The sequence below is a fragment of the Streptomyces sp. H39-S7 genome (assembly GCF_027158205.1).
GTDB lineage: Bacteria > Actinomycetota > Actinomycetes > Streptomycetales > Streptomycetaceae > Actinacidiphila.
Map to the genome: position 1 here is coordinate 24,754 of NZ_JAPVLU010000032.1, position 24,289 is coordinate 49,042.

Sequence of the window (24,289 nt, forward strand, 5' to 3'; positions counted from 1 at the left end):
GGCCCGCACCCCGCTGGCCGGGGCGCGGCCGCCTCCCCGCGGGCGCCCCACCGGGCCCCCCGGGGAGCCGTCCGCGGGACGGGCCAGGCGCATGCGCAGGGCGTCATGGTGATCCAGCAGCGTCTGGAGGGCCGTGGTGATCCTCCGCAGACCCAGGCCGGCGGGGACGCGCAGCAGCGTCGTCTGGCTGAAGCGGCCGATCGGGCCGCCGCGCTCCTGCTGCCACGCGATGATCGGGGTGACCGGGACCGGCCCGATCCCGGCATCCGGTGCGTCACCCCCGGCAACCGCCAGGGGGACCGGCGTGGAGGACGCGGCGAGGGCCTCGACGGTGCGGTGCCGGAAGACGTCCCGCGGCGTGATGACCAGCCCCGCCCTGCGGGCGCTGCTGACCAGTTGGATGGAGACGATGCTGTCGCCGCCCAGGTCGAAGAAGTTGTCGTCGATGCTGACCTCGGGCAGGCCGAGTACCTGGGCGAAGAGCCCGCACAGGATCTCCTCCTGCGGGGTGACCGGCCCGCGGCCCGAACCGGTGCCGTGCCACTCAGGAGCGGGCAGGGCCTTCTGGTCGAGCTTGCCGTTCGGCGTCAGCGGCAGCGCGTCCAGCGGGACGAGGGCGGCCGGCACCATGTAGTCCGGCAGCGCCTCCGCCGCGTACTTGCGCAGCACGTCCAGGCCGGGCAGGGCCGAGCCCGGCGCGGGCACCACATAGCCGACGAGCTGCCGGTGCCCCGGCCGGGCCTCGCGGACGACGACCACGCTCTGGCCGACCTCCGGGTGCCGGGCCAGTACGGCTTCCACCTCGGCCAGTTCGATCCGGAAGCCGCGGATCTTCACCTGGTCGTCGGCTCGTCCGGTGTACTCGAGTTCTCCGGTGGCCGTCCACCTGACCACGTCGCCGGTGCGGTACATCCGGGATCCCGGCGGGCCGTACGGGTTGGCCACGAAGCGCTCGGCGGTCAGCGACGGACGGTTCAGATAGCCGCGCGCCAGCCCGGCTCCGGCGATGTACAACTCGCCCGTCACCCCATCGGGCACCGGACGCAGTCCCGCGTCGAGTACGTAGACCTGGGTGTTCCATACGGGGCGCCCGATGGGTGGGGCGGTTGTCGAGGGCGACAAGGGGGCGCTCATGGTTGCTGCGACGGTGGATTCCGTCGGGCCGTACGCGTTGATCATTCGGCGGCCGGAGGACCAGCGCGCGACCAGCTCCGCGGAACACGCCTCACCACCCACCACCAGGGTCCGGAACGCGGGCAGGCCCGTGGCCGGGACCCCGGCCAGGGCGGCTGGCGGGATCAGGGCATGCGTGACCGCGAACTCCGCCAGTACTTCCGCGAGTTGCTCTCCCACCAGCGGCCCCGGCGGCGGTACCACCAGGGCGGCCCCGATCGGCAGGGCCATGCACACTTCGAGGACCGCGGCGTCGAAGCTCGGGGACGAGAACTGCAGGATCCGGCTGTCCGGGGTGACGAAGAACCGGGAGGCCTCGGTGGCGGAGAAACTCGCGATGCCCCGGTGGGTGACGACGACGCCCTTGGGCGTGCCGGTGGAGCCGGAGGTGTAGATGACGTAGGCCGGGTTGTCCACGGTCAGCGGAGCGGTCCGCTCCTCGTCCAGGACGTTCTGCTCCAGGGGATCCTGCCCTGCCAGACCCCGGCCCGCGAGGCCTTCGCCGGAGAAGCCCTGGTGAAGCTCGGAGGGCACCGTGTCATCCAGCACCAGCCGGTCGACGCCCGGGCCGGTCGGCAGCTGCGGCAGGACGTCAGCCGTCGTGATCAGCAGGGCCGGCGCGGCATCCCGGATCATGAAGGAGACGCGCTCCGCCGGATAGTCCGGAGCGACCGGCAGGTACGCGGCCCCGGTCTTCAGCACCGCCAGCAGCCCGACGATCATCTCCACCGAACGCGGCAGGGCGAGCGCCACCAGCCGCTCGGGCCCGATGCCCCGGTCGATGAGCAGCCGGGCCAGCCGGTTGGCCCGTGCGTTGAGCTCCGCATACGAGAGCGAGTCGCTGCCGAAGACCACCGCGGTGTTCTCCGGGGTACGGGCCACCTGCGCTTCGATGAGTGCCGGCAGCGTGGCGGGGAGTACGTGGTGCTCCGTGCCATTGCGCTCCACCAGCACGCGACGGCGCTCCACGGGGGACAACAGCTCGATCTCGCCGACCCGAACCCCGGGGTCCGCGACCACGGCCGTCAGGATCCGGACCAGCCGGAGCGCCATGTTCTCGACCGTCTCCCGGTCGAAGAGGTCGGAGCTGTACTCGACGACGCCTTCGACACCGCCCGCGGCGCCATCGGCGGCGAAACGCTCGACCATGTCGAAGGTCAGGTCGAACTTGGCCGTGGCGGTCCGCCGCTGCTCCAACCGGCCCTCGAGACCCGGCAGGTTGAGGGTTGCTGGGGGGTTGTTCTGGAGGGCGAGCATGGTTTGGAAGAGGGGGTGTCGGGTGGTGGTGCGTTCGGGGTTGAGGATTTCGACGAGGCGTTCGAAGGGGAGGTCTTGGTGGGTGTAGGCGGTGAGGTTGGTGGTGCGGGTGCGGTGGAGGAGTTCGTGGAAGGTGGGGTTGCCGGTGAGGTCGGTTCGCAGGACGAGGGTGTTGATGAAGAAGCCGATGAGGGGGTCGAGGGCTTCGTCGGTGCGTCCTGCGATGGGGGTGCCGAGGGGGATGTCGGTGCCGGCGCCGAGTCGGTTGAGGAGGGTGGTGAGGGCGGCTTGGATGACCATGAAGAGGCTGGTGTGGGTGGTGCGGGCGAGGGTGGTGAGTTGGGTCTGTAGTGCGGCGTCGAGGTGGAATACGACGCTGGCGCCGTGGCCGGTGGGGTTGGCGGGGCGCGGCCGGTCGGTCGGGAGGGTGAGCTCTTCGGGGAGTCCGGCCAGGGTGGTGGTCCAGTGGGCGAGTTGCTGGGCGATGGGGGAGGCGGGGTCGGTTTCGTTGCCGAGGGTGTCGTGCTGCCAGAGGGCGTAGTCCGCGTACTGCACGGGTAGCGGCGTCCAGGCGGGTGCGGTGCCTGAGCGGCGGGCGGTGTAGGCGGTGGAGAGGTCGCGGGCCAGGGGTGCCAGAGAGGCGCCGTCAGCGGCGATGTGGTGGACGGTCAAAAGGAGGACGTGTTCGGCGGGCGCGACTCGGAACAGGTGGGCGCGTAGCGGCACGTCCACGGTGAGGTCGAAGGGGTGTTCCGCTGCGGCGGTCAGGACCGTCGCCAGGTCTGCTTCGGCGACGTCGGTTGCCGTCAGTGTCAGGTGCGGTGAGGCGAGTGCGACCTGGCGGGCGACGCCGTCGACCTCGGGGAACACCGTCCGCAGGCTCTCATGCCGACCCACCACATCCGCCAGCGCCGACCCCAGCGCCACCGGGTCCACGTCACCCGAGAGCCGGAGTTCAAAGGCGAGGTTGTAGGAGGCGCTGCTTTCCTCGAATCGGTTGAGGAACCACTGCCCGCGCTGCGCGAACGACAGCGGGACGGCCTCCGGCCGTACAGACGGCCGCACGGCGGCCCGGGCATCGTCCGCGTTCGCCAGTTCCGCTGCCAGTCGGGCTACCGTCGGGGCCTCGAAGAGGGTGCTGATGGCGAGTTCCACGCCCAGGGTGGATCGGATCCGCGACACCAGTCGGGTGGCGAGCAGGGAGTGGCCGCCCAGGTCGAAGAAGCTGTCGTCGATGCCGACGCGAGGAGTGCCGAGGATCTCGGCAAAGAGTCCGCAGAGGATCTCCTCCTGCGGAGTCCTGGCGGCCCGCGCTCCCTGACTGGCGGAGACCTCGGGTGCGGGAAGGGCCTTACGGTCCAGCTTGCCGTTGACGGTCAGGGGCAGTGCATCCAGGGCCACGAAGGCAGAGGGCACCATGTACTCGGGCAGCGCCTCGGCCAACTGCGTGCGCAACTGCGCAGGATCCAACGTGGCACCGCTGCCCGCCACGACATAGGCGACCAGTCGTTTGTCGCCCGGCTGGTCCTCACGGACCACGACCGCGGCATGCCCTACTGCCGAGAGGGCGGAGAGTACGGCTTCGATCTCGCCCAGTTCGATGCGGAAGCCGCGGATCTTGACCTGGTCGTCGGCGCGGCCGACGAATTCCAGGACGCCGTCGGCGGTCCATTGGGCGACGTCGCCGGTGCGGTACATGCGGGTGCCGGCAGGTCCGTAGGGGTCCGCGACGAACCGCTCGGCCGTCAGCCCAGCACGCCCCAGATACCCGCGGGCCAGGCCGGCGCCGGTGACGTAGAGCTCGCCGGCGGTGCCGGGGGGTGTCAGGCGCAGGGCGCCGTCCAGGACGTAGGCGCCCAGGTCCCGCAGGGGCTGTCCGATGACGCTCGCCGTACTGCCACCGTTCCCACCGTCGCTCCCGGTCCGTGTCAGGTCGGGGTGCAGTGGCATGTAGCTGACGTGGACGGTGGTTTCGGTGATGCCGTACATGTTGATCAGCGTTGGGGCGTTGTGGGGGTGGCGGTCGTACCAGTCGGTGAGGCGCCGAAGGTCGAGTGCTTCGCCGCCGAAGACGACGTACCGCAACGCGAGATCACGGCCAATCTCGGGCGCTTCGCGGTCGGCCTGCATGAGTTGGTAGAACGCGGACGGCGTCTGGTTGAGGACGGTGACGCGTTCGGTGACGAGCAGGCGCAGGAATTCCTCCGGCGAGCGGCTGACGGCGAACGGCACCACGACCAGGCGCCCGCCGTGCAGCAGCGCTCCCCACAGTTCCCACACGGAGAAGTCGAACGCGAAGGAATGGAACAGCGTCCACACATCATCCGGGCCGAAACCGAACCACCCATCCGTGGAGGAGAACAGGCGCACCACATTGTGGTGCGGGACCACCACACCCTTCGGGCGCCCGGTCGACCCCGACGTGTAGATGACATACGCGGCCGATCCGCCGCGCAGAGGTCCCGTGCGTTCATCGCCGTGAATGTCGGCGGTGGAATACGCGGAGAGATCCGCCGCAAAAGTCGTGGTGTCCAGGACCAGGGCCGGTGCGGCGTCGCCCAGGATGACCTTGATGCGGTCCGCGGGGTAATCGGGGTCGACCGGAACATACGCGGCGCCGGCTTTGAGGACCGCGAGGACCGCGACCACCAGATCCACCGACCGCGGCAGGACCAGGCCCACCAACCGCTCCGGGCCCACGCCCTGCCCGATCAGCCAGCGTGCCAGCCGATTCGCCCGCCCGTTCAACTCCCCGTACGACACCGCCTCCGCACCGAACGCCACCGCGACACTCTCCGGCGACCGCCCCACCTGCGCCTCGAACAACTCCACAATGGTGACGGGTGACAGCATGGATTCCTGCACATCGGACATAGCTGTACACCTCGCAATGGAATGGCTGGCGGAATCCGGTGGCGAACGCACACCGGACGGGTCATTCAGAAGGCGGGCAGGCCGTGTTGTTCTCGCTCAGCCGCAGCCGCCGGCGTGCCCAGTGTCGCCTCCGGCAGCGGAGAACTGGGGAAGCTCGGCATAGTCCTGCCAAGATTTCTCCACCTCCTCGATGTCCTGGCCCCGGAATGCGGCGACGTAAGGCCGCAACCGGTCGGCACCCCAGAACTTCTCTCGCCCGTGGACGAAGAACGGCACCCCGAACAGGCCGTCGTGATAGGAGGAGGTGAGGCACTCCACGCCCTGGGCGCGCACCGCGGGGTCATCAAGGGCATCGGCCAGCAGTGCCGCGTCCAGGCCGAGTTCGACGGCGATCTCCGCCATGGTCTCCCGCTTGGTGATGTCCCGGCTCTCCTCCCAGCGGGCCCGGTAGGCGAGGTCGATGAACTCTCTGCCGAGCCCCTCCCGGGCTGCCACCAGGTAGGCCAGGTGGGACACCTCCCAGTTCGGGTCCTTGTCGATCGGCCACGTCATCTTCAGGCCACGGGCCTTGGAGAGCCGGGCGGTGTCCTGAAGGATGTAGAAGTTCTTCGCGCGGGACATCGCCACGATGGGCAGTTCCACGTCGGCTTCGTCCAGCAGTTGCTGCGTGACTGCGTCCGGCTCCCAGAACGGGATCCATTCAATGGCGTCCGCGACATCCGGGTAGCGTTCGGTGAGCTCGCGGTAGGCGAACCAGGAATACGGGCTGCGCAGCGAAAAGTACCAGCGCGGCTGCTTCTTCTTCCGTGCCATGGAGACTCCTATATGGGTCTGGTATTAGAGGGTGATTCCGCCGTCGATCTGGAAGACCGCACCGGTGATGTAGGAGCCGCGGTCCGAGGCGAGGAAGGACACGAGGTCGGCCACCTCTTCCGCGCGACCGAGGCGTCGGAGCGGGATCGACTGCAGGGCCTGCTTCTTGAGCTTGTCGCTGAGCCCGGCCGTCATGTCGGTCTCGATGAATCCTGGGGCCACGACGTTCGCCCGGATTCCGTACCGGCCCACTTCCTTGGCCAGTGAGCGCGAAAAGCCGATGATGCCGGCCTTGGAGGCCGCGTAATTGGTCTGGGTGGCGTTTCCGTACACCCCGGCGACCGAGGAGATATTGATGATGGAGCCGGATTTACGCTTCATCATTTCGAAGATGACTGAACGGCAGACGTTGTAGACGCCGTCCAGGTTGACATCGATGACCTGGTGCCAGTCCTCGTCGGGCATCATCAGCAGGGGATTGTCCCTGGTGATTCCGGCCGACGTCACGGCGACATCGATGGAGCCGAGCGCCTGTTCGGTCTCCGCGATGAACGCACGGACCGAATCGCCATCGGCCACGTCGGCCTTGACCGCGAGTGTCCGGACACCCAGGTCCGCGACCTCGTTCTCCAGTTCCTTCGCCGCCAGCTCATTGGACTGGTAGCAGAAGCTGACGTCGTATCCGTCCTGGGCGAGGCGCAGCACGGCGGCCCGCCCGATTCCCCTGGAGCCGCCGCTGACCAGTGCGACCCTGGATTCGCTGATATCGGTATCGGTATCGGTCATGTTCTTGCCTTCCTGCTTCACTCAGAGGGCGGACGCAGTTGGTCGCCGGGGCGGAACGCCATCACCATGCGGGAGAAACGCAGCACGACGTCTCCGCCGACCAGGCTTTCGCCCTCGAAGATGACGGTGTCGGAGAGCGCCCGAACGACACGCACCCGGTGCTTCAGTACATCTCCGGGGTATACGGGACGGAGGAATTCGACACCGGACATCGCGCCGGCCAGCATGACCTGACCGGACAGTTCGGCTGCCTCGGATCCCTCCTGAACGGCCAGGAGCCCCGCCGCCTGGCCCCAGGACTCGACCAGCAGTGTCTGCGGGTAGGCGAAGCGCTCCTCGGGCGCGTCGTCCGCCAGCCGCTGATACCACGGCTCGTTGCAGGTCACGGCCTTGAGAGCCACCAGGCTCTCGCCCGGCACCAGGTCGAGGACCCGGTCGACCAGCAGCATCGGATACCGGTGCGGCAGTGTCTGCCTGATCTGTGCGGCATTCATCCGGGCAGCGGTCGGTTCACGGGTGACGGTCACGTGGATGCTCCGGTTCTGTAGCGCAGACGGACATTGGCAGCCACGCCGCGACTGCCGGACGCCTGCGCCACGCACTTCCAACCGTCGTCCGTCGCCGTCCACTTGATGTCGACGGCGAGCACGTCCCCCGGGAAGACCGCTCCGACGAAGCGGGCGGAGTCCAGCACCGTGAGGCTCAGGTCGCTCTCGCCCTGGGGCGCGGTGGCCAGGGCGGCGCGGTGCACGCACTCGACGACACACACGCCGGGGAAGATGGGGAAGCCCGGATAGTGGCCCGCGAAGACGGGTTCCGACTCCTCGATGCGGACCTCGGCGCGGGAGCGCAGGGCCGGGCCATCGCCGCTCGGGCCGGCCGGGCGCAGCACGTGAACGGCGCCGGCCACCGGGCTGGTGGAGATGGCCGTCGTCACGACGCCGGGAGCTTCTGCACCAGCAGGTCGTGGGCCTGCTGGAGGGAGATGACGTGGCGCAGCTCCGCCTCGGCGAACTTGACCCCGTACTTCTTCTCCAGCACGACGACGACTTCGAGGGCCATCAGGGAGTCGACTTCCAGGTCCTCCATGAAGTGCGCGTCGTCCGCGACATCCGCGGATTCCACGTCGAGGATTCCAGCGACGGTCTCGCGCAGTTCTTCCTTGTCCAGCACCGCTGCGATACCGCTGTCGGGCAGTGAGATCGACATGGCAAATCCCTTCGTTCAGCGTTCTTCCGGCGTTTCTTCCGGCGTTCTTCGGGCTTGGCTCAGAGCAGGCGTAGGAGTGCGACGGCGAGGACGCCGTCGCGGTCGACGGTGGTGATGGCGGCGATGCGGCCTGGGGTGGTGGGGTCGTGTTGGGCGGTGGTGAGGGTGGTGATGAGTTGGAAGGTGGCGGTGGCGGCGGCGGTGTCGCCGATGGGGCCGGGTGCGGGGATGTGTCGGGTGGTGGGGGGGAAGGTGTGGGTGAGTGCTTGGTGTTCTTGGTCTCCGGCGATGCCTGGGGGTCGGGAGGGGGAGACGGCCCAGATGTCGTGGGGGTGGAGGTGGGCGCGTTGGAGGGCGCGGTTGATGCATTGGGTGAGGGAGGGGGTGATGCCGCCGGGGCCGACGATGGCGGTGGTGATGGAGATGATTTCGGCGAGGGGTTTGTCGTGGTGGGGGGTGTTGGGGGGTTGGAGTTGGAGGACGGCGCAGCCTTCGCCGAGGACGGTGGCGTTTTCGTCGGTGCCGCGGGTGTGCCATTCGAGCCAGGAGCGGGCGGAGGAGTATTCCTCGACGGCGCCGCACAGGACGGTTTGGGCGCGGCCTGAGGCGAGGAGTCGGCGGGCGTAGTTCAGGGCGAGGAGTCCTGAGGCGCGGCCGGCGGCGACGGTGGTGTTCGGGCCTTTCAGGCCGTACCAGATGGCACACTGCCCCGCCGCACAGTTCATGATCGCGTTGGGAATGTGGGAGGGGTCGATGTAGAACGGCTTCTCGTGGATCAGGGTGTCCCGGGTGATGTCCATCATGCTCTGGGCACTGCCCGTGGTGGTTCCGAGGACGAGAGCCACCTCCGCACCGTTCTCGGCGACGGCCGCGGCGCCGCCCTCCGCCTGCGCGATGAGTTCGCGGACGGTGGTGACGGCCAGGCCGGTGACCCGGTCCATGGACCGCGTGCCCTTCTTGCCCAGCACGTCCCTGATCACGAAGTCCGGTACGAGGCAGGCCTGTTCGTCCGGGCCCGTCCAGGTGTCGGAGTCCAGGACCGTGACCGTGGGCCGGCCCGACCGCACGCCCTCGATGAATGCCTCACGGCCGATCCCGAACGGCGACACCGCCGACCAGCCGGTGATCACCGGACCTCGCACCGCGGTGACCATCCCGCTCACTGGCCCGCTTCGTTGTTGAAGGCGGCCAGGACGCGGTCGTCGAAGGTGACCAGACGGCCGCTGTTCCCGTTCTCGACCACACCGTAGGCATGGGTGATGCTGCCGGTGGCGGTCCGCAGCAGACGGCCGTCGCGGACGACGTAGTAGTCCACCCGCGAGGTGTAGAGGAGGTTCTTGAAGACATCGTCGACGGTGTAGACGATGTAGAGGTCCTCCTCGAGCAGAGCCTCGTCGAGCAGGGTGATCCGGGAGCGCGTCACCGCCGGGATCCAGTTCTGCTCGGTCAGCAGCTTGCGGATCGAGATCCCCCGGGCGTCGACGAAGCGGTGCTTGGCCTCCTCCATCAGCCGCAGGTAGCCCGACATCTGCAGACGGTCGAAGAAGTGCACGTACGGGTAGGGGATGCGGAACTTCCACCCGTAGGCGTTCTCGCCGGCCAGCAGTTGCTCCAGCACCGGGTCGGTGTCGGTGGAGCCGCCGGAGACGAGCTCGCCGCCCGTCCGGGGGACCGCGTCGCCGGACGCCGCCTCTCCGGCTCCACCGATCTTCGGCGTGACGAACCGCTCCAGCCCGTCGGCCACCGGCAGCCTGCGGAGCATGCGCACATCGTTCTCGTCGTACCGCAGCACCACCGTCACCTTGGAGCTGACGGCCTTCTTCGGAGCGCCGTCCCGCTCCACCGTGATGGTGACCTTGAACGACAGCTCGGAGGCCCCCTCCTTGGTGACGGGCACCACCTCCAGAGAGGCCTCGTCGTCCACCACCAGGGCGGTCTGCAGCCGGGAGTCGATGTCGGTGATGTCGAAGCCGAGCCCGTTCTCCTCGTACAGTCGGCCGACCGGCAGGCCGCTGCGCCGGAAGTGCTCGATGACCGCCTTCTCGACCAGGTAGTTGACGTGCTTGAAGCCGATGATGGTGCCGATGTTGGCACCCTCGTACCCGGGGCTGAGGACGACGGTCGTCGTCTCGTTCAGCAGGGTCTTCACTGCGGTTCCGGACATCACGCGCTCCTAGGGGTTGGCAGGAAAGTCGCAAAAAAGCGGTCGAGCTCCGCGGAGAACCGCTCCGCGTGCTCGGCCATCGGGTAGTGACCGCACTCCGGAATGACCCGCAGGGCGCCCTGCGGGAGATCGGCGGCCAGCGTTTCGCTCTCCCGGGCGGCGAAGTCCTGTTGCCCGGTGACGACCAGCACGGGCACCGGGATCAGGTCGGTGCGCAGCCAGGGGGTGCGCAGATAGACCTCGAAGAAGCGCATCCAGCCGTACGGGCCCGCCCGTTCGCACACCCGGCGGGCCATACGGCGCTGGATGTCCGGATCGATCGGCCGGCCGGGCCGCAGCCGGATGCCCTCTTCGGTGATCTTGAGGAAGTCCTGTTGCATGCCCGCGATGGCGTCCCAGGCGAAATCGTCGGCGTTGCGGCGGTAGAAGGGCGAGACCAGCACGATCCCCTTGATTCCGTACTCCGCGTACGGGTCCGCGCCGCGTGCCGCCTGCCTGCTGAGGAACTCCATCAGGAGGTTCGCGGAGAAGGAGTGCGCGATGACGACATCGACCCCGCCGGGGACGGCGTCCAGGCAGGACGCCATCCAGTCGGTCTCCTGGTACTGGCGGCCCCAGGCGGATACGTAGTCGCCGCGCCAGGGGAGGTCCGCGACCCAGGCCTCCACTCCGCCGGGGGCGTTCGGCCAGACGCTGTCCCACACCGAGCTGCCGCTGGCCAGCCCGTGCAACAGCAGTCCGCGCAGGTGGGGTTCACCCGTCGCCGGGCGCTGCCGGACCAGCAGGGGGTGCACCGTGTCGACCGGACCCGCGCGCAGCCCCGCCGTGAGGGCGGTCGCGCTCATCGTCCGGCGCCCGGCGCGAGGAGGACCAGCCCCGCGGTGGCGTCGTCACTGTCCCGGCCGGCCAGCGCGTACACCGGCCCGCTGCCTCCGGCGGCGAACCAGCCGACGGCTCCGGCGCACTGAAGTACCCCGAGTGCGGCCGAGGCCTCGCCCCAGACCCCGGAGAGGTCGTGCCGGGGGGTCCGCGGCAGGGGCCCGTCGGGCTCGTGCCGCGGCTCGTCCCCTGGGCTGAACCACAGGGCCGGCGGGTGCGGCGCGGTACCGTCCAGCAGGTCCAGGCACTCCCGGACACCGGCGGCGCGGATGACGGCGCCGATCTCGGCGCGGGGCCGCGCACCGCGCTCCCGGGCGTGGTCCGGATGTTCCAGGACGACCGCGGCGGCGCCGTCGATGACCCGGTCCGTGCCGACCAGTTTGCGGACCACCGCGTTGTCGGGCTCCACACCCAGCACCAGCGCGCGGTCGGCGCGGCCCGAGGCGATGAGCGCGTCCGCCCATCGGACCGCGTCGAGACCCGTGGTCGGCCCGTTGCAGAGCATCAGATTCGGGCCGCGCAGCCCGTACTTGATGGCCAGCGTGGACGCGACCACGTTGCTGGACGCGTTCGGCGTGTCCATCGGGCTGATGCCGCTCGCGGCGCCGTCCTCCGCGATGGTGTCCACGACACCGCACACCGTGTCCACGTTGCCGTAGTTGGAGGCGACCAGGACGGCGATGCTCTCGCCCGGCACGGTCAGGCCGTCCGGGCCGAGGAGGCCGGCGTCCCGCAGTGCCTCGTCCGCGCAGCACAGCGCCAGCTGCGTCGCGCGGTCCTTGTAGCGCAGGCCCTTCTTGCCCAGCCGTGCGGCCGGGTCGACGGCCGCGGCGCCTTCCGGCCTGGCTTCCAGCAGGTCGTGGGGTGCGCCGACACCGGGCATGGCCAGGCCCGCTCCGGTCACTACTGTGCTCACTGGGCCGCCTCCACTATCGCCACCGCGTTGATGCCGCCGAATCCGAAGGCGTCGACCTGCGCGAGGGTTGTCCGCACGTCGGTGTATTCGTTCCGGACCAGCCGGAATCCGTCCGCCTCCGCCGCGGGGTGGTCCAGGCCGGTGATGGGCGGGACGCGCCCTTCCCGCATGGCCCGCAGGGCCACCAGCACGCTCAGTACTCCCGAGGCGCCCGAGGTGTGCCCCGTCATCGATTTCACGCCGGTCATCAGCGGGTTCCCGATGTGGGGGCCGTACACCTCGGCCAGCGCGGTGCCCTCCGCGGCGTCGTTGAGCGGGGTCCCGGTGCCGTGCACCATCACCAGGTCGACGTCCTCGGCCTTGATCCCCGCCCTGCTGTGCGCGTCCCGGATCGCCGCGGCGATGCCCCGCGGGTCGGGTGCGGTGGCGTGGAAGGCGTCGCAGTTCACCCCGACACCGCGGACGTAGCCGTGGATCGAGGCGCGGTCCTGCGGCGGCTCACGGCGCAGCACCATCGCCGCCGCGCCTTCACCCATCACCGTGCCCTTGCGGTTCCGGTCGAACGGCCGGACCCGGTCCGGCGGATCGAGCTGGAGCCGGTCGGAGAGCCCGAACATGCTCTCGGTGATCACATCCACGCCGGCGACGATGACCGTTTCGGTCTCCTGGAACTCCAGCAGGTCGACGCCGAGCGCGAGGGCGTACAGCGACGCGGAGCACGCGTTGGAGATGGTGTGGGTGTCCTGCGCTCCGAAGCGCTCGCGCAGCGCCGTCCCGAAGTGCATCTGCGACGGGGTGAACTCCTGCCCGTCGCGCCACCACAGCTCCAGGGAGCGCAGCTCCCGCAGCCCCGTGCCGACGAACACCGGGATCCCGCTGAGGTCCTCGCCCAGCCCCGCGTCCAGCGCGGCCTGCCGCACGGCTTCGAGCAGCAGGGCGGTGGCGCGGCCGGTGGTGTCCGCCTGCGGCGCGGTGCGGTTGTCCACCTCGTAGAGGTGATCCGCGTTGTACCAGTCGCGGTTGAAGCCGCGCAGCTCATGGAGGCCGCTGCGGCCGGCGCACAGGGCGGCGAAGATCTCGTCGGTGTCGCGGCCGATGCTCGTGACGGCGCCCACGCCGGTGACCGGCAGCCGGCTCATCGTGCCCCCTCGTACCGGCCGAGGATGGTGACCGCGTTGTTGCCGCCGAAGGCCAGTCCGTTGTTCTGGACGATCCGCAGATCGGCCTCGACGGCCTGGTTCGGTACGCAGTCGACCTCGCACTCCGGGTCGGTGGTCACATGGTTGATGGTGGGCGGGATGAACCGGTGCACGATCGCCAGCGAGCACGCGATGGCCGCCAGCGCGCTCGCGGCACCCATGGTGTGACCGAGCATGGACTTGATGGAGATGGTGCGGGGCGGACCATCGCCGTAGACCTCACGGATCGCACGGGCCTCGGTGATGTCGTTGGCCTTGGTGCCGGTGCCGTGCGCCGAGATCAGGTCGACCTCCGACGGCTTGATGCCCGCGTTCGCCAGGGCGAGCTCCATGCAGCGCGCGACACTGGCCTGGTTGGGCGCCACCTGGTGGTAGGCATCGCAGTTGAGCCCGTAGCCGAGCACCTCGGCGTAGATCCTGGCCCCCCGGGCCAGTGCCGAGTCCAGGCTCTCCAGGACCAGGACACCGGCGCCCTCACCGGTGAGGATGCCCTTGCGGTCGACGTCGAAGGGCTGGCAGAGCTCCGGCGCGATGGTGCCGAGCCGGTAGAACCCGGCGAAGGTCTTGCGGCACATGGCGTCGGCGCCACCGCACAGGGCGAAGTCCACCTCGCCGGTGCGGACCGCGTCGAAGCCGTAGCCGATGGCGTAGTTCCCGGCGGCACACGCGGTCGGGATCGTCACCGCCTCGACGTCCGTCAGCCCGAGTTCATGGGCCACCGCCGCCGACAGCCGGCCGGCCCTGACCCGACGGGCGATCCTGGAGTCCATCTGTTCCGGCCCGAACCTGATCTGGCTCTCCACCAGTTGGTCCAGGTCGAAGGACTCCCCGTCGGTGGTGCCGATGGAGATCAGGCCGCGCTGCTCGCGCAGTGTCTCCACGTCGAGGTTCGCGTCCTCGATCGCCATCCGGGCTGCCGCGACCGAGAACTGGCTGGCCCGGCCGAGTTCGTCCACATCGAGCGTGCGGATCCACCGCTCCGGCTGGAAGTCCACGATCTCGCACCCGTTGGCGTGCGCGAACCCCTTGGTGTCGAAGGCCGTGATCGGCTTCGCACCGCTCCGCCCGGAGCGCAGCCCCTCGGCGAATTCGGCGGCGCCCACTCCGATGCTGGAGAAGACCCCGAACCCGGTCAGAACCACCCTGTGAGCTGTTGTACTCGAACCATTACCTGCGAGAGTCGTCATCGAATCCCCAACCAGTCTCGGCCTGGACAGCGAACGGGAACTACCGGGCAGCGGACTCGCCGACGACCTCGTAGACGCCCTGGAGGTTCACCATGCGGGCGAGCTCGGACTGGTCGATGACCAACTTGAACTCCTTCTCCAGCGAGGCCAGGATCTCGATCGCGCGCAGCGAGTCGGCGTCGTGGTCCTCGCGGAAGAGGCTGGTCTCGGTTACCTCGTCCTCCTCGAGCTCCAGGATTTCGCAGACGATTTCCTTGATCGTCGCAGCGCGTTCTTCGGTGACAGCAGTCATGGTGATGAAACCCTTCACGAATGTGGTTATCCGCATGCTCCGCCCACGAGGCGGAAAGCGGGATGTGGGTAATTGGCGGATCGCTATTCATCCGGCGAGCCGCACCCGGTAAGCAGTAAAACATCTGAGGGAGACCGGAATTATCCTGCCGTCAGGAAGATGCCAACCCCGGACGGAGCGGAACCGGCCGGATCAGCCGAGTCGGCCGGCGAGGTCCTCGATCAGCGCTGCCTGTTCGGGGACGAGATAGAAATGTCCCCCGGGAATCACCCGCAGCGCGAAACCGCCGGTGGCGACCTCCGACCAGAGGGCCATGTCGGACACCGTCACATTGGGGTCGTCGTCGCCCAGGTAACCCACGACCGGACACCCGACGGGTGTGGCGGACGACGCGCGGTAGGTCCCGGCCACCCGGAAGTCCGACCTGATCGCGGGCAGTACCAGCTCCCGCAGATCGGGGTCGTCCAGGAGCGCCGCGTCCGCGCCCCCCAGCCGGCGGACCTCGGCGACCAGCGCCGCGTCGTCCCGCAGATGGACGTCCTTGGGCGTGACCCGGTGCGGTGCCTCGCGGCCCGAGACGTAGAGGCCGGCGAGCCGGACGCCGTGCCGGCTCTCCAACCGCAGCGCCACCTCGTACGCCAGCGAGGCGCCCATGCTGTGGCCGAACAGGGCCAGGGGCGTATCGAGCAGGGGCAACAGGGCCTCGCTGACCGCGTCCGCGAGCTCTTCCATGGTGTCCACGCACGGTTCGGCGATGCGGTCCTGGCGCCCCGGGTAGCGGGTGGCCACCACCTCGACGTCATCGCCGAAGGCACCGCCCCAGGTGTGGAAGAACGTCGCGGCCCCACCCGCGTGCGGCAGGCAGACCAGCCGCAGCCGCGGTTCCACCGCGGTCGCGTGCCGTCGGAACCAGCGGGCGGCGGTGCTGCCGGCGACCGTCACCGTGCGGCCCCCGCACGGTCCGGAGGCCCGGTCACGACGTCGGGGACGATCCGCCGGATCATGCCGGACAGCGTGCGGCCGGCGCCCAGTTCCACGAGGCGGCGGCAGCCGAGCGGGCCGGTGAGGGTCCGTACGCTCTCCTCCCACAGCACCGGTTGCGTCAGCTGGCGGGTGGACAGTTCGGCCCAGTCGTCCTCGCCGGAGTGCGGCGCGGCGTCCACATTGGCCACGACCGGCAGATGCCGGGGTGCGAACGACACCGTCTTGAGCACCTCGCGGAGCCGGTCCGCCGCGGTGGCCATGAAAGGGCTGTGGAAGGCGCCGCCCACCGCGACGCGGATCAGCTTGGCGCCGATGCGCGGGCTCTCCGCCGCGGCCCGCTCGACTCCCTCCTCCGAACCGGAGACCACGACCTGACCGGGTGCGTTGAGATTGGCCACCCACAGCGGGAATCCCGCCTCGCGCACCTCGCGGACGAGGTCCTCCACTTCCGTGCGGGCCGCACCGACGAGCACCCCCATGGTGCCGCTCCTGAGCTCCGCCGCTTCGCGCATGGCCTGCCCCCGCGCGGCGACCAGCACGGCCGCGTCGCGCAGCGTCAGCGCCCCGGCGGCCACCAGCGCGGTGTACTCGCCCAGGCTGTGGCCCGCGCAGGCGACGACCTCGTCGGTCCAGCCGAGCCGGACGGCCTCGCGGTGCGCCATGACCGCCACGGTGAAGACCGCCAGCTGAGCCAGGTCGGTACGGCGCAGCCGCTCGGCGGGGGCGCTCAGGATCAGCTCCTCGATGTCCTGGCCCGTACAGTCCGAGACCTCCCGGACGACCGGCCAGGCCGCGGTGTCCCGCCAGTACTCGCCCATTCCCTGGTGCTGTGTCCCCTGCCCGGGGAACACCAGGCCGATCGGTCCCGATCCCAAGAATCTGCCTCTCCTGAAATGTTCTGCCCCCCATGTCCGGCTGTTGTGCTCCGGCGGCACGCTCGGGGGAACGCGGCCGCCGGAGAGAGAATTCATCCGGACGTTCACACGGAAGAATTCCCGACACTTATTACGGAGCCGGCTCGATCGGCGGGCAATACCCGTTACAGGAAGATGCCAACCCGGCCGGCAGAAATGCCGGAGCCTGCGACCGGCCCAATGGCAGGAGAGTGACACGCCGCCCGGCCTCGCGCCCCGGGAACGCGCTCGCGCGGTTCGTGATGTCACCTTGGTGACATTTCCGGGAAGGGGCGCGGTCCTGCCCGTACGTTTCTCCGCCGTGAGCCACCCACCAGTCGCAGTCCGCCGAGAACCGCCCGTTTCCGACCGACTGCCGTCCGGAGCGACGGTCACCGGGACGTCCGGCGCGACGGCCGTGTGGTGGTGGCCGATCGGCGGCGCCGCCGGTCCTGCCGATCTCGCACTGCTCCGACCGTCCGATCACGAACGGCTCGCGCGCATCAGGACCCCGGCCCGCGCCGCGGAGTTCATCATCTCGCGGGCGCGCATCCGTACGATCCTGTCCGAGGTGCTGGACGTCCCTCCGGACGTCATCGAACTGGGGCGGCGGCGCTGCCCGTGCTGTGCCGATCCGGACCACGGGCCGCCGACGGTGCTCCAGCCGCCCACATCCCGGTGGATCGGCATCTCGCACACCGAGGGGTGCGGCCTGCTCGCGGTCTCCGACGCCCCGGTCGGCGTCGACGTCGAGCGCGTCCGCGCCGTGCGCACCGACGTTCTGGCATCCGTGGTCCTCACCCGGTCCGAGGACGGCTATCTGCGCACCGTCCCGGAAGGCATCGCCAGGGAGCGGGCGTTCCTGCGGGTGTGGACGCGCAAGGAAGCGGTGCTCAAGGCGGTGGGTATCGGCATCAGCACCGATCTCACGGTGATCGAGACGCATCCGCGCTCCGCCGGGACGGCCCGGGTCGTGGCGGGCCTGCCCGGTGCCCCGCACACGTGGTCGGTCTCGGACCTGTCGCTCCCCGGGCCCTGGGTGGCCTCCGTCGCCCGACACGACGGGCGGCCGGGCCCGGTGGAGCTGCGGCGGGCCTGATTCAGCGGGACAACGGCGTCCCGGCGTCCGGGATGGCGGCACCCGTTCCGCTGACGCGGATGCGGGAGTCGTCCTCGCGCAGTTCGACGGTGAGGACGCCGGGGCGGCCGAGGTCGTCGCCCTGGTGGAGGGTGAGGGTGGCGGGAGCGGTGACCAGGTGCTGGTCGCGGAGGTACGCGCCCAGGGCCAGGGCGGCCGCGCCGGTGGCCGGGTCCTCGACGACTCCGCCGACCGGGAACGGGTCGCGGACGTGGAAGACGGAGTCCGAGGCGCGCCAGACCAGTTGGACGGTGGTGAGGTCGAGGCTGAGCATGAAGGCGGCCAGCCGGCCGAAGTCGTAGTCGAGCGCGGCCAGCCTTTCGCGGGTGGCGGCGGCGAGCACGAGGTGGCGGGCGCCGGCGTAGGCGATCCGCGGGGCGAAGGCCGGATCGAGGTCGGCGGCGGGCCAGCCGAGGGCATCGAGGGCCTCGGTGACGACCGCCTCGGGGATCTCCTCGACCCGCGGTTCGACGCTGGTGAGCGTGGCGCGCAGGGCTCCCGACGCGTCCGCGGCGACCGTGACCGGGATCTCGCCCGCGGCGGTCGAGAACAGCAGGTCTCCGGAGCCGATGCGCTCGGCGAGAGCGACCGCCGTGGCGACCGTCGCGTGCCCGCAGAACGGTACTTCGGCCTTCGGGCTGAAGTACCGGACGGTCAGGTTGCGCCCTTCCGTGGCGGTGATGAAGGCCGTCTCCGAGTAGCCGACCTCGGCGGCGACCGCGAGCATCTCCGTCTCGGCGAGACCGGAGGCGTCCAGGACGACACCGGCCGGGTTGCCCCCGGCCGGGTCGTCGGAGAACGCGGTGTACCTGAGGACCTCGGTGCCATGAATCATCGTCATGACCTGCATCAACGTCCACCCTGGGCGCGGTGTTCCCCGTCCTCAGCCCACCAGCCGCAGGCGCAGCCGTACCAGCGTCGCCGGGTCCAGGCCGAGGCCGTCGGTCAGGAAGCGGCCGAAGGAACCGTAGTCGTGCGCCGCCTGGTCCCTGAAGGCGGCGAGGTACTCCGTCCTGACCTCCTGGAGCGGGATGAGGAGGTCGGGGTTCTGCATCAGGCCCAGCTGCCTGACCTGGTCGCGTACGGCTCGGTCGGCGGCGGCGCGCAGGTCGTTGGAGAGCAGGTAGTCGGCGGCGGTCGTGGAGTGCGGTACGCCGACGGCCCGCAGGACCGTGTCGATCAGCACGCCCGTACGGTCCTTGCCCGCCGTGCAGTGGACCACCACCGGGCCCGCCGGGTCGGCGATCCGGCGGATCGCGGCGCCGAGGGCGGCCCGGTTCGCCGCGGAGGTGACGAAGCCGCGGTAGGCGGTGCGCATCCGCTGCGCCGCCCGGTCCCCGCCGAGGGCCGCCTCCTGGGCGACGGGGTCGGCGCTGCCGACCACCTGGGCGATGAACAGGTACAGGCCGGTGTCGTCGACGGGGAGCGCGACCGGTACCGGCCCGGCCGGGAGCCGGTCCGGACCGTCGGCGCGGACCTCCGAGGAGCTGCGCAGGTCGATGACGGCGCGCAGTCCGAGCGCGGCGAGGGCGGTGACGCCGGCCGGCGGGAGCTTGGCCAGGCTCTCGGTCCGGTAGAGGGTGTCCCACCGGGTGGTGGCGCCGTCGTAGGTGCGGTAGCCGCCGGTGTCGCGGGCGTTGACGGTGCCGGGCACGGTGAGCACCCGGCTGTGCGCGGTGGCCCGGAGAACCGGGTGGGCCGCAGGGTCCGTCCCCGCCGCGCGGGCGGCGGGGACGAGCGGTCCTGCGAGGGCGAGTACGAGGGCGAGCGCTGTCGCGGCGCGTGCTCCGGTCCGCATACGGGGTCCCTTCCTGGTCGGGAGCGGGACCGTAGCGCGGGGATCTTGAGAGCGGAATGCCTGTGCTGACGAATAGTCAGCAATGGGCCGCCCGGCGGCTCAGCCGCGCCCGATGTACGGCATCGTCGTCGCCATCACCGTCGCGAACTGCACGTTCGCCTCCAGCGGCAGTTCGGCCATGTGCAGTACCGTGCGCGCCACGTCGGTCACGTCCATCACCGGTTCGACCGCCGTCGTGCCGTTGGCCTGCTGGATGCCGGTCGTCATCCGGGCGGTCATCTCGGTCGCCGCGTTGCCGATGTCGATCTGGCCGCAGGCGATCCGGTACGCGCGGCCGTCCAGGGACAGGGACTTCGTCAGACCCGTCATCGCGTGCTTGGTGGACGTGTACGCGACGCTGTCCGGGCGCGGGACATGCGCCGAGATCGAGCCGTTGTTGATGATCCGGCCGCCCTGCGGGTGCTGCGCCTTCATCGCCCGGAACGCCGCCTGCGCGCACAGGAACGCGCCGGTGAGGTTGACGTCGACGACCGAGCGCCACTGCTCGTACGTGAGGTCCTCCAGCGGCACCGGCGGCCCGAACATCCCGGCGTTGTTGAACAGCAGGCCGAGCGGCCCGAAGCTCGTCCGCACCGCTGTGAACAGCCGCTCGACGTCCTCCGGCCTGGTCACGTCCGCCGGTACGACGAGGGTCCGGCCCTCCGGGCCGCCCGCCAGCCGGGCCGTCTCCTCCAGCGCCTCCGGCCTGCGGCCCGCGAGCGCCACCGACCAGCCGGCCCCGGTCAGCGCCAGCGCCACCGCGCGTCCCACGCCGGATCCGGCGCCCGTCACCACTGCCACCTTCTGGATCTCACTCATGGCATCGCAGGGTATGCGGTGGGAGGATGGAGATCAGCGCCGCCCCGAAGTGACAACCGTCCCGCAGGAGGCCAGATGCCCGTCGTCGACCCGCTGTCCGACAAGGAGATCGCCGACCGGCTCGCGGAACTCCCGGGCTGGGCACTCTCCGCGGACGGTACCGCTCTCGTCCGCACCTACCGGCTGGCGCACCTGCCCGCCGCGATCCTCGCGGTGCACATCGCGCAGGTGCAGTCCGAGCTGGACCACCACTCGGATCTCACCCTCGGCTACGACACGCTCGGCGTGTCGATCACCACGCACTCGGCCGGCGGCCGGCTGACGTCGAAGGACTTCGGCCTGGCCGCCCGTATCGCGGCCATCGCACCGGCCCACGGAGCCGAGTGAGCGGAACGCTCAGCCGAAGCGGCGCAGCAGGGCGGATTTGGCGGCGGTGAACTCCTCGTCGGTCAGGATCCCGTCGCGCTTGAGTTCGCCCAGTTCACGCAGCCGCCGCAGCAGCGCGTCGGGGTCCTCGGCGTGGTCGGTGACCTGTGCCGGGATCGCGGCCCGTGGCTCGGACGACGTGGCGAGGAGTGCGGGGCGCTGATCGACCTGGGCGCCCTGAGCGCTCTCCGAGGGGTGCGGCAGCCGTGCGGCGACGGCCGCGGCGAGCAGGGCGGTGTGCCCGATCTCCTTCTTCAGCCCCCATAGGACGACACTGTTGGGGTCGTGCTTGGGCGGCTGGGCGGAGGCCGGGGCGCCCTTGACGCGGAAGCGCAGGTGCCCGTTCTCCAGCCCGACGTTGGGGCGCCACTCCACGCCCGCCAGGTCGCCGAGGGCCAGCTCCCGGGGACCGGCCGACTTCTTGCCCTCCTCCGCGGTCCAGTTCCAGCTGATGGTCACCCGCTCCCCGTCGAAGGTCAGGGTGCCGTCGCCGCCGCCCGCCGACAGCGGCACCTTGGGACCCGGGAGGAGGTAGGAGCCGGTCGGCCCGGCCGGTACCTGGTTGAGCAGCAGGGCGTGGCGCACCTCGTCGGCGAAGTACTCGGCGACGCCCGTCCGGTCCGCGTCCACGGCCACCTGGTACGGGTCGGCGGAGTCCGGGAGGCCGCCGCCCGTGGCGTGCAGGAGCGGGTCGGCGCCCTCGCGCAGCCGCAGGCGGAGCCGGCCGCCCTTGCGGCCCGGCTCGTAGGCGATGCCGGCCACCGCGTGCAGCGGTACGGTGACCTCGCCCAGCGACTGCCGCAGCTTGTGCACCCCCCGGTCACGGCCCGGGACGATACGGATCACCTCGTCGTCGAAGGTCCAGGTACCGTCGTGCGTCAGCAGTTCAGCCATGGGCCCGATCCTAGGTCGCCGGTCGCCGGGCTCCCCGTGGTCGGTGAAAGAGCCCGGCTGAACGCGTCACTCGCCCGGGTACCGCACGCCGATCTGCCCGCGGACGGTGTCCAGGGTGCGCATGATGGCGAGCGTCCCCTCCAGCGGCACCAGGGGCGACTGGGTCTCGCCGGCCCGCAGGCACCGCATGACCTCTGCCGCCTCGTGGCGCATGCTGTCGCGCTTCGGCACGTCGGTGACCTCGGAGAGCAGGTACTCGCGCGGCTCGTGGCCGTCGCGGTGCAGCGTGAAGCGGTCGGGGTGGAAGTAGCCGTGCGGGATCTCGATGCGTCCGGTGGTGCCGGTCACCGAGGCGGTGACGGGGGTGTTGGCGGTGATCGAGCAGCTGAGCAGCGCGAGGGCGCCGCTGTCCCAGCCCAGGACGATGCCGGTGTTGTCGTCGACGCCCTCGGGGGTGAGGTGGGCGGTGGCCAGAACGGTGTCGGGCTCGCCGAGCAGCAGCTGCGCGAAGGAGACCGGGTAGACGCCGAGGTCGAGGAGCGCGCCGCCGGCCTGGGCGGGGTCACGCAGCCGGTGGTCGGCGCCGAACGGGCCGGCGATCCCGAAGTCCGCGTGGACGGTGCGGATCTCGCCGATGGCGCCGTCCCGTACGAGTTCGCGCATGCGCAGGATGAGCGGGTTGCAGTACATCCACATGGCCTCCATGAGGAAGCTGCCGCGCTCGGCGGCGAGGGCGGTGAGCTCCTCGGCCTCGCGGACGTTGACCGTGAACGCCTTCTCGCACAGCACGGCGCGGCCGGCCTCCAGGCAGAGCCCGGCGGCGGTTCGGTGCGCGGAGTGCGGGGTGGCGACGTAGACGACGTCGAGGCTGTCGTCCTGCGCGAGCTCGGCCCAGCTTCCGTAGGCGCGCTCGATGCCGTAGCGGTCCGCGAAGGTCTTGGCGGAGCCGATGCTGCGCGAGCCGACCGCGGCGACCTCCGCGTTCGGCAGGGTCAGCAGGGCCTCGGTGAAGGTGGCGGCGATGCCGCCGGTCGCGAGGATCCCCCACCGGATCGGGCGGTCCGGGCCCGCACCGCCCTCCGAACCGGAAGAACCGGAAGCGCCGGGGGAACCGGAAGCGCCGGAAACACCCGCTATGCCGTGTCCGTCGTCTGCGCCATGCTCGTCGTGTCCGCCATGCACCATGCGTCCGCTCCACCAGGTCTCGACCACGTCTGATTGCCTGAAAGGATAGGCAACGGTTCAACGATTATCGGGGGTGCCCCATGCAGGAAGCCGGCCCGAGCGTCGACGCACGGATATCCGAGGCGCGACGGCTCACCGAGCAGCGCCGTACCGGGTGGCTCGTCACGCTGGTGCTGGGTGGGCTGACCGCGCTGGCCCCGCTCTCCATGGACATGTACCTGCCGGCCCTGCCGAAGGTCACCGACGCGCTCCACAGCCCCGCCGCGACCATCCAGCTCACCCTCACCGCCTGCCTGGCGGGCATGGCGCTCGGGCAGCTGGTCGTCGGGCCGATGAGCGACAAGTGGGGACGCCGCCGCCCGCTCCTCACCGGCATGGTCGTCTACGTCATCGCCACCGCGGTCTGCGCCTTCGCGCCCACCGCCGAGCTGCTGATCGCCTTCCGGCTCTTCCAGGGCCTGGCGGGCGCCGCGGGCATCGTCATCGCCCGGGCGGTCGTCCGTGACCTCTACGACGGCGTCGAGATGGCGCGCTTCTTCTCGACGCTCATGCTCGTCTCCGGCGTCGCCCCGGTCATCGCGCCCGTCATCGGCGGCCAGGTGCTGCGGCTCACCGACTGGCGCGGCGTCTTCGGCGTCCTGACCGTGATCGGGGTGCTGCTCACCGTGCTGGTCTGGCGGCAGCTGGACGAGACGCTGGCCCCGGCGGACCGGCACAGCGGCGGCCTGGGCGAGACGCTCGCCGCGATGCGCCGGCTGCTCGCGGACCGGGTCTTCACCGGCTACATGCTCGCGGGCGGCTTCGCCTTCGCCGCGCTCTTCGCGTACATCTCCGCCTCGGCCTTCGTCGTGCAGGACATCTACGGCGCGTCCCCGCAGACCTTCAGCCTGCTCTTCGGGGTGAACTCGGTGGGACTGGTCGCGGTCGGCCAGCTCAACGGCAAGGTGCTGATCGGCCGCTTCAGCCTCGACAGGACGCTCGGCGTGGGCCTCGCGGTGATCACGCTGGCCGCCCTCGCCCTGCTGGTCATGGCATCCGGGGTGTTCGGCCGGGCGGGGCTCGTCGCGATGGCGGCGGGCCTGTTCGTCCTGATGTCGGCGATGGGCCTGGCGCTGCCCAACACGAACGCGCTGGCCCTGATGCGCACCAGGAACGCGGCCGGCTCCGCCTCCGCCCTGCTCGGCACAACCTCCTTCCTCATCGGCGCGATCGTCTCGCCGCTGGTGGGAATCGCGGGGGAGCACACGGCCGTGCCGATGGCCGTGGTGCAGCTGGCCTGCGCACTGATCGCCGTCGGATGCTTCGCCGGGCTGTGCCGCCCGTGGCGTCGTAGGGTGGATGCACCGTAAGTCGTCAGGAGGCAG

At 70.5% G+C, this 24,289-nt stretch carries 23 protein-coding genes; 3 read left to right on the forward strand and 20 right to left on the reverse strand.

What is annotated here, in order from left to right:
- The 15 genes from O3X23_RS27585 to O3X23_RS27655 form a co-directional block, all read right to left on the reverse strand.
- The coding region (locus O3X23_RS27585) for an amino acid adenylation domain-containing protein (protein WP_443047994.1) at nucleotides 1-5,295 on the reverse strand (5,295 nt) is incomplete at its 3' end.
- 105 nt (nucleotides 5,296-5,400) lie between these two features.
- Nucleotides 5,401-6,117 carry a 2-hydroxychromene-2-carboxylate isomerase gene (locus tag O3X23_RS27590; RefSeq protein ID WP_269274283.1) on the reverse strand — a complete coding sequence of 239 codons (717 nt, stop codon included), beginning with the start codon at nucleotides 6,115-6,117 and terminating at the stop codon, nucleotides 5,401-5,403.
- Between the two features lie 24 nt (nucleotides 6,118-6,141).
- Nucleotides 6,142-6,903: a 3-oxoacyl-[acyl-carrier-protein] reductase gene (gene fabG / locus O3X23_RS27595; RefSeq protein ID WP_269274284.1), complete on the reverse strand. Its 762-nt coding sequence runs from the start codon at nucleotides 6,901-6,903 to the stop codon at nucleotides 6,142-6,144.
- Between the two features lie 17 nt (nucleotides 6,904-6,920).
- A complete protein-coding gene (locus O3X23_RS27600; RefSeq protein ID WP_331283957.1) occupies nucleotides 6,921-7,430 on the reverse strand; it encodes a 3-hydroxyacyl-ACP dehydratase FabZ family protein in 510 nt (169 codons plus the stop codon).
- Nucleotides 7,427-7,840: a 3-hydroxyacyl-ACP dehydratase FabZ family protein gene (locus O3X23_RS27605; RefSeq protein ID WP_269274285.1), complete on the reverse strand. Its 414-nt coding sequence runs from the start codon at nucleotides 7,838-7,840 to the stop codon at nucleotides 7,427-7,429. Before O3X23_RS27605 ends, O3X23_RS27600 begins: the two co-directional genes overlap by 4 nt.
- Nucleotides 7,837-8,112, reverse strand: coding sequence for an acyl carrier protein (locus O3X23_RS27610; RefSeq protein WP_269274286.1), 276 nt, complete (start codon nucleotides 8,110-8,112; stop codon nucleotides 7,837-7,839). Before O3X23_RS27610 ends, O3X23_RS27605 begins: the two co-directional genes overlap by 4 nt.
- A gap of 59 nt (nucleotides 8,113-8,171) precedes the next feature.
- Entirely contained in the window at nucleotides 8,172-9,254 is a 1,083-nt protein-coding gene (locus O3X23_RS27615; protein ID WP_331283958.1) for a beta-ketoacyl synthase N-terminal-like domain-containing protein, read from the reverse strand.
- A 17-nt stretch (nucleotides 9,255-9,271) separates the two neighbouring features.
- Complete coding sequence (locus tag O3X23_RS27620; protein WP_269274287.1) at nucleotides 9,272-10,276, reverse strand: hypothetical protein; 1,005 nt, start codon at nucleotides 10,274-10,276, stop codon at nucleotides 9,272-9,274.
- On the reverse strand, nucleotides 10,276-11,121 hold the full coding sequence (locus tag O3X23_RS27625) for an alpha/beta fold hydrolase (protein WP_269274288.1): 846 nt from the start codon (nucleotides 11,119-11,121) through the stop codon (nucleotides 10,276-10,278). Before O3X23_RS27625 ends, O3X23_RS27620 begins: the two co-directional genes overlap by 1 nt.
- On the reverse strand, nucleotides 11,118-12,071 hold the full coding sequence (locus O3X23_RS27630) for a beta-ketoacyl synthase N-terminal-like domain-containing protein (protein ID WP_269274289.1): 954 nt from the start codon (nucleotides 12,069-12,071) through the stop codon (nucleotides 11,118-11,120). Before O3X23_RS27630 ends, O3X23_RS27625 begins: the two co-directional genes overlap by 4 nt.
- Nucleotides 12,068-13,210 carry a beta-ketoacyl-[acyl-carrier-protein] synthase family protein gene (locus O3X23_RS27635; RefSeq protein ID WP_269274290.1) on the reverse strand — a complete coding sequence of 381 codons (1,143 nt, stop codon included), beginning with the start codon at nucleotides 13,208-13,210 and terminating at the stop codon, nucleotides 12,068-12,070. The genes O3X23_RS27630 and O3X23_RS27635 overlap by 4 nt, the downstream gene beginning before the upstream one ends.
- Nucleotides 13,207-14,457, reverse strand: a complete 1,251-nt coding sequence (locus O3X23_RS27640; protein ID WP_269274291.1) for a beta-ketoacyl-[acyl-carrier-protein] synthase family protein — start codon at nucleotides 14,455-14,457, stop codon at nucleotides 13,207-13,209. The genes O3X23_RS27635 and O3X23_RS27640 overlap by 4 nt, the downstream gene beginning before the upstream one ends.
- Nucleotides 14,458-14,497: 40 nt before the next feature.
- Nucleotides 14,498-14,749 (reverse strand): acyl carrier protein, encoded by a 252-nt coding sequence (locus O3X23_RS27645; RefSeq protein ID WP_269274292.1) that lies wholly within the window; start codon nucleotides 14,747-14,749, stop codon nucleotides 14,498-14,500.
- Nucleotides 14,750-14,941: 192 nt separating this feature from the next.
- Nucleotides 14,942-15,691, reverse strand: a complete 750-nt coding sequence (locus tag O3X23_RS27650; RefSeq protein ID WP_269274293.1) for a thioesterase II family protein — start codon at nucleotides 15,689-15,691, stop codon at nucleotides 14,942-14,944.
- Nucleotides 15,688-16,608, reverse strand: a complete 921-nt coding sequence (locus O3X23_RS27655) for an ACP S-malonyltransferase (RefSeq protein ID WP_269274294.1) — start codon at nucleotides 16,606-16,608, stop codon at nucleotides 15,688-15,690. Before O3X23_RS27655 ends, O3X23_RS27650 begins: the two co-directional genes overlap by 4 nt.
- A 340-nt stretch (nucleotides 16,609-16,948) precedes the next feature.
- On the opposite strand from O3X23_RS27655, the gene O3X23_RS27660 reads away from it, so the two are divergent.
- Nucleotides 16,949-17,725: a 4'-phosphopantetheinyl transferase family protein gene (locus O3X23_RS27660; protein WP_269274295.1), complete on the forward strand. Its 777-nt coding sequence runs from the start codon at nucleotides 16,949-16,951 to the stop codon at nucleotides 17,723-17,725.
- A gap of 1 nt (nucleotide 17,726) precedes the next feature.
- Here the strand turns inward: O3X23_RS27660 and O3X23_RS27665 are convergent, their stop codons facing one another.
- From O3X23_RS27665 to O3X23_RS27675, 3 genes are all read right to left on the reverse strand, one after another.
- On the reverse strand, nucleotides 17,727-18,605 hold the full coding sequence (locus tag O3X23_RS27665; RefSeq protein WP_269274296.1) for a PhzF family phenazine biosynthesis protein: 879 nt from the start codon (nucleotides 18,603-18,605) through the stop codon (nucleotides 17,727-17,729).
- 42 nt (nucleotides 18,606-18,647) lie between these two features.
- Nucleotides 18,648-19,562, reverse strand: a complete 915-nt coding sequence (locus O3X23_RS27670; protein ID WP_269274297.1) for a tyrosine-protein phosphatase — start codon at nucleotides 19,560-19,562, stop codon at nucleotides 18,648-18,650.
- Nucleotides 19,563-19,661: 99 nt separating this feature from the next.
- Nucleotides 19,662-20,420 carry an SDR family oxidoreductase gene (locus tag O3X23_RS27675; protein ID WP_269274298.1) on the reverse strand — a complete coding sequence of 253 codons (759 nt, stop codon included), beginning with the start codon at nucleotides 20,418-20,420 and terminating at the stop codon, nucleotides 19,662-19,664.
- Nucleotides 20,421-20,495: 75 nt separating this feature from the next.
- On the opposite strand from O3X23_RS27675, the gene O3X23_RS27680 reads away from it, so the two are divergent.
- A complete protein-coding gene (locus O3X23_RS27680) occupies nucleotides 20,496-20,807 on the forward strand; it encodes a 4a-hydroxytetrahydrobiopterin dehydratase (RefSeq protein ID WP_269274299.1) in 312 nt (103 codons plus the stop codon).
- A 9-nt stretch (nucleotides 20,808-20,816) separates the two neighbouring features.
- Here O3X23_RS27680 and O3X23_RS27685 read toward each other — a convergent pair whose 3' ends face one another.
- A complete protein-coding gene (locus O3X23_RS27685) occupies nucleotides 20,817-21,740 on the reverse strand; it encodes a DUF4429 domain-containing protein (protein WP_269274300.1) in 924 nt (307 codons plus the stop codon).
- Nucleotides 21,741-21,806: 66 nt separating this feature from the next.
- Nucleotides 21,807-22,925: a Gfo/Idh/MocA family protein gene (locus O3X23_RS27690; RefSeq protein WP_269274301.1), complete on the reverse strand. Its 1,119-nt coding sequence runs from the start codon at nucleotides 22,923-22,925 to the stop codon at nucleotides 21,807-21,809.
- Between the two features lie 80 nt (nucleotides 22,926-23,005).
- Here O3X23_RS27690 and O3X23_RS27695 point away from each other — a divergent pair, with 80 nt between their 5' ends.
- On the forward strand, nucleotides 23,006-24,274 hold the full coding sequence (locus tag O3X23_RS27695) for a multidrug effflux MFS transporter (protein ID WP_269274302.1): 1,269 nt from the start codon (nucleotides 23,006-23,008) through the stop codon (nucleotides 24,272-24,274).
- The last annotated feature ends 15 nt before the right edge of the window (nucleotides 24,275-24,289 follow it).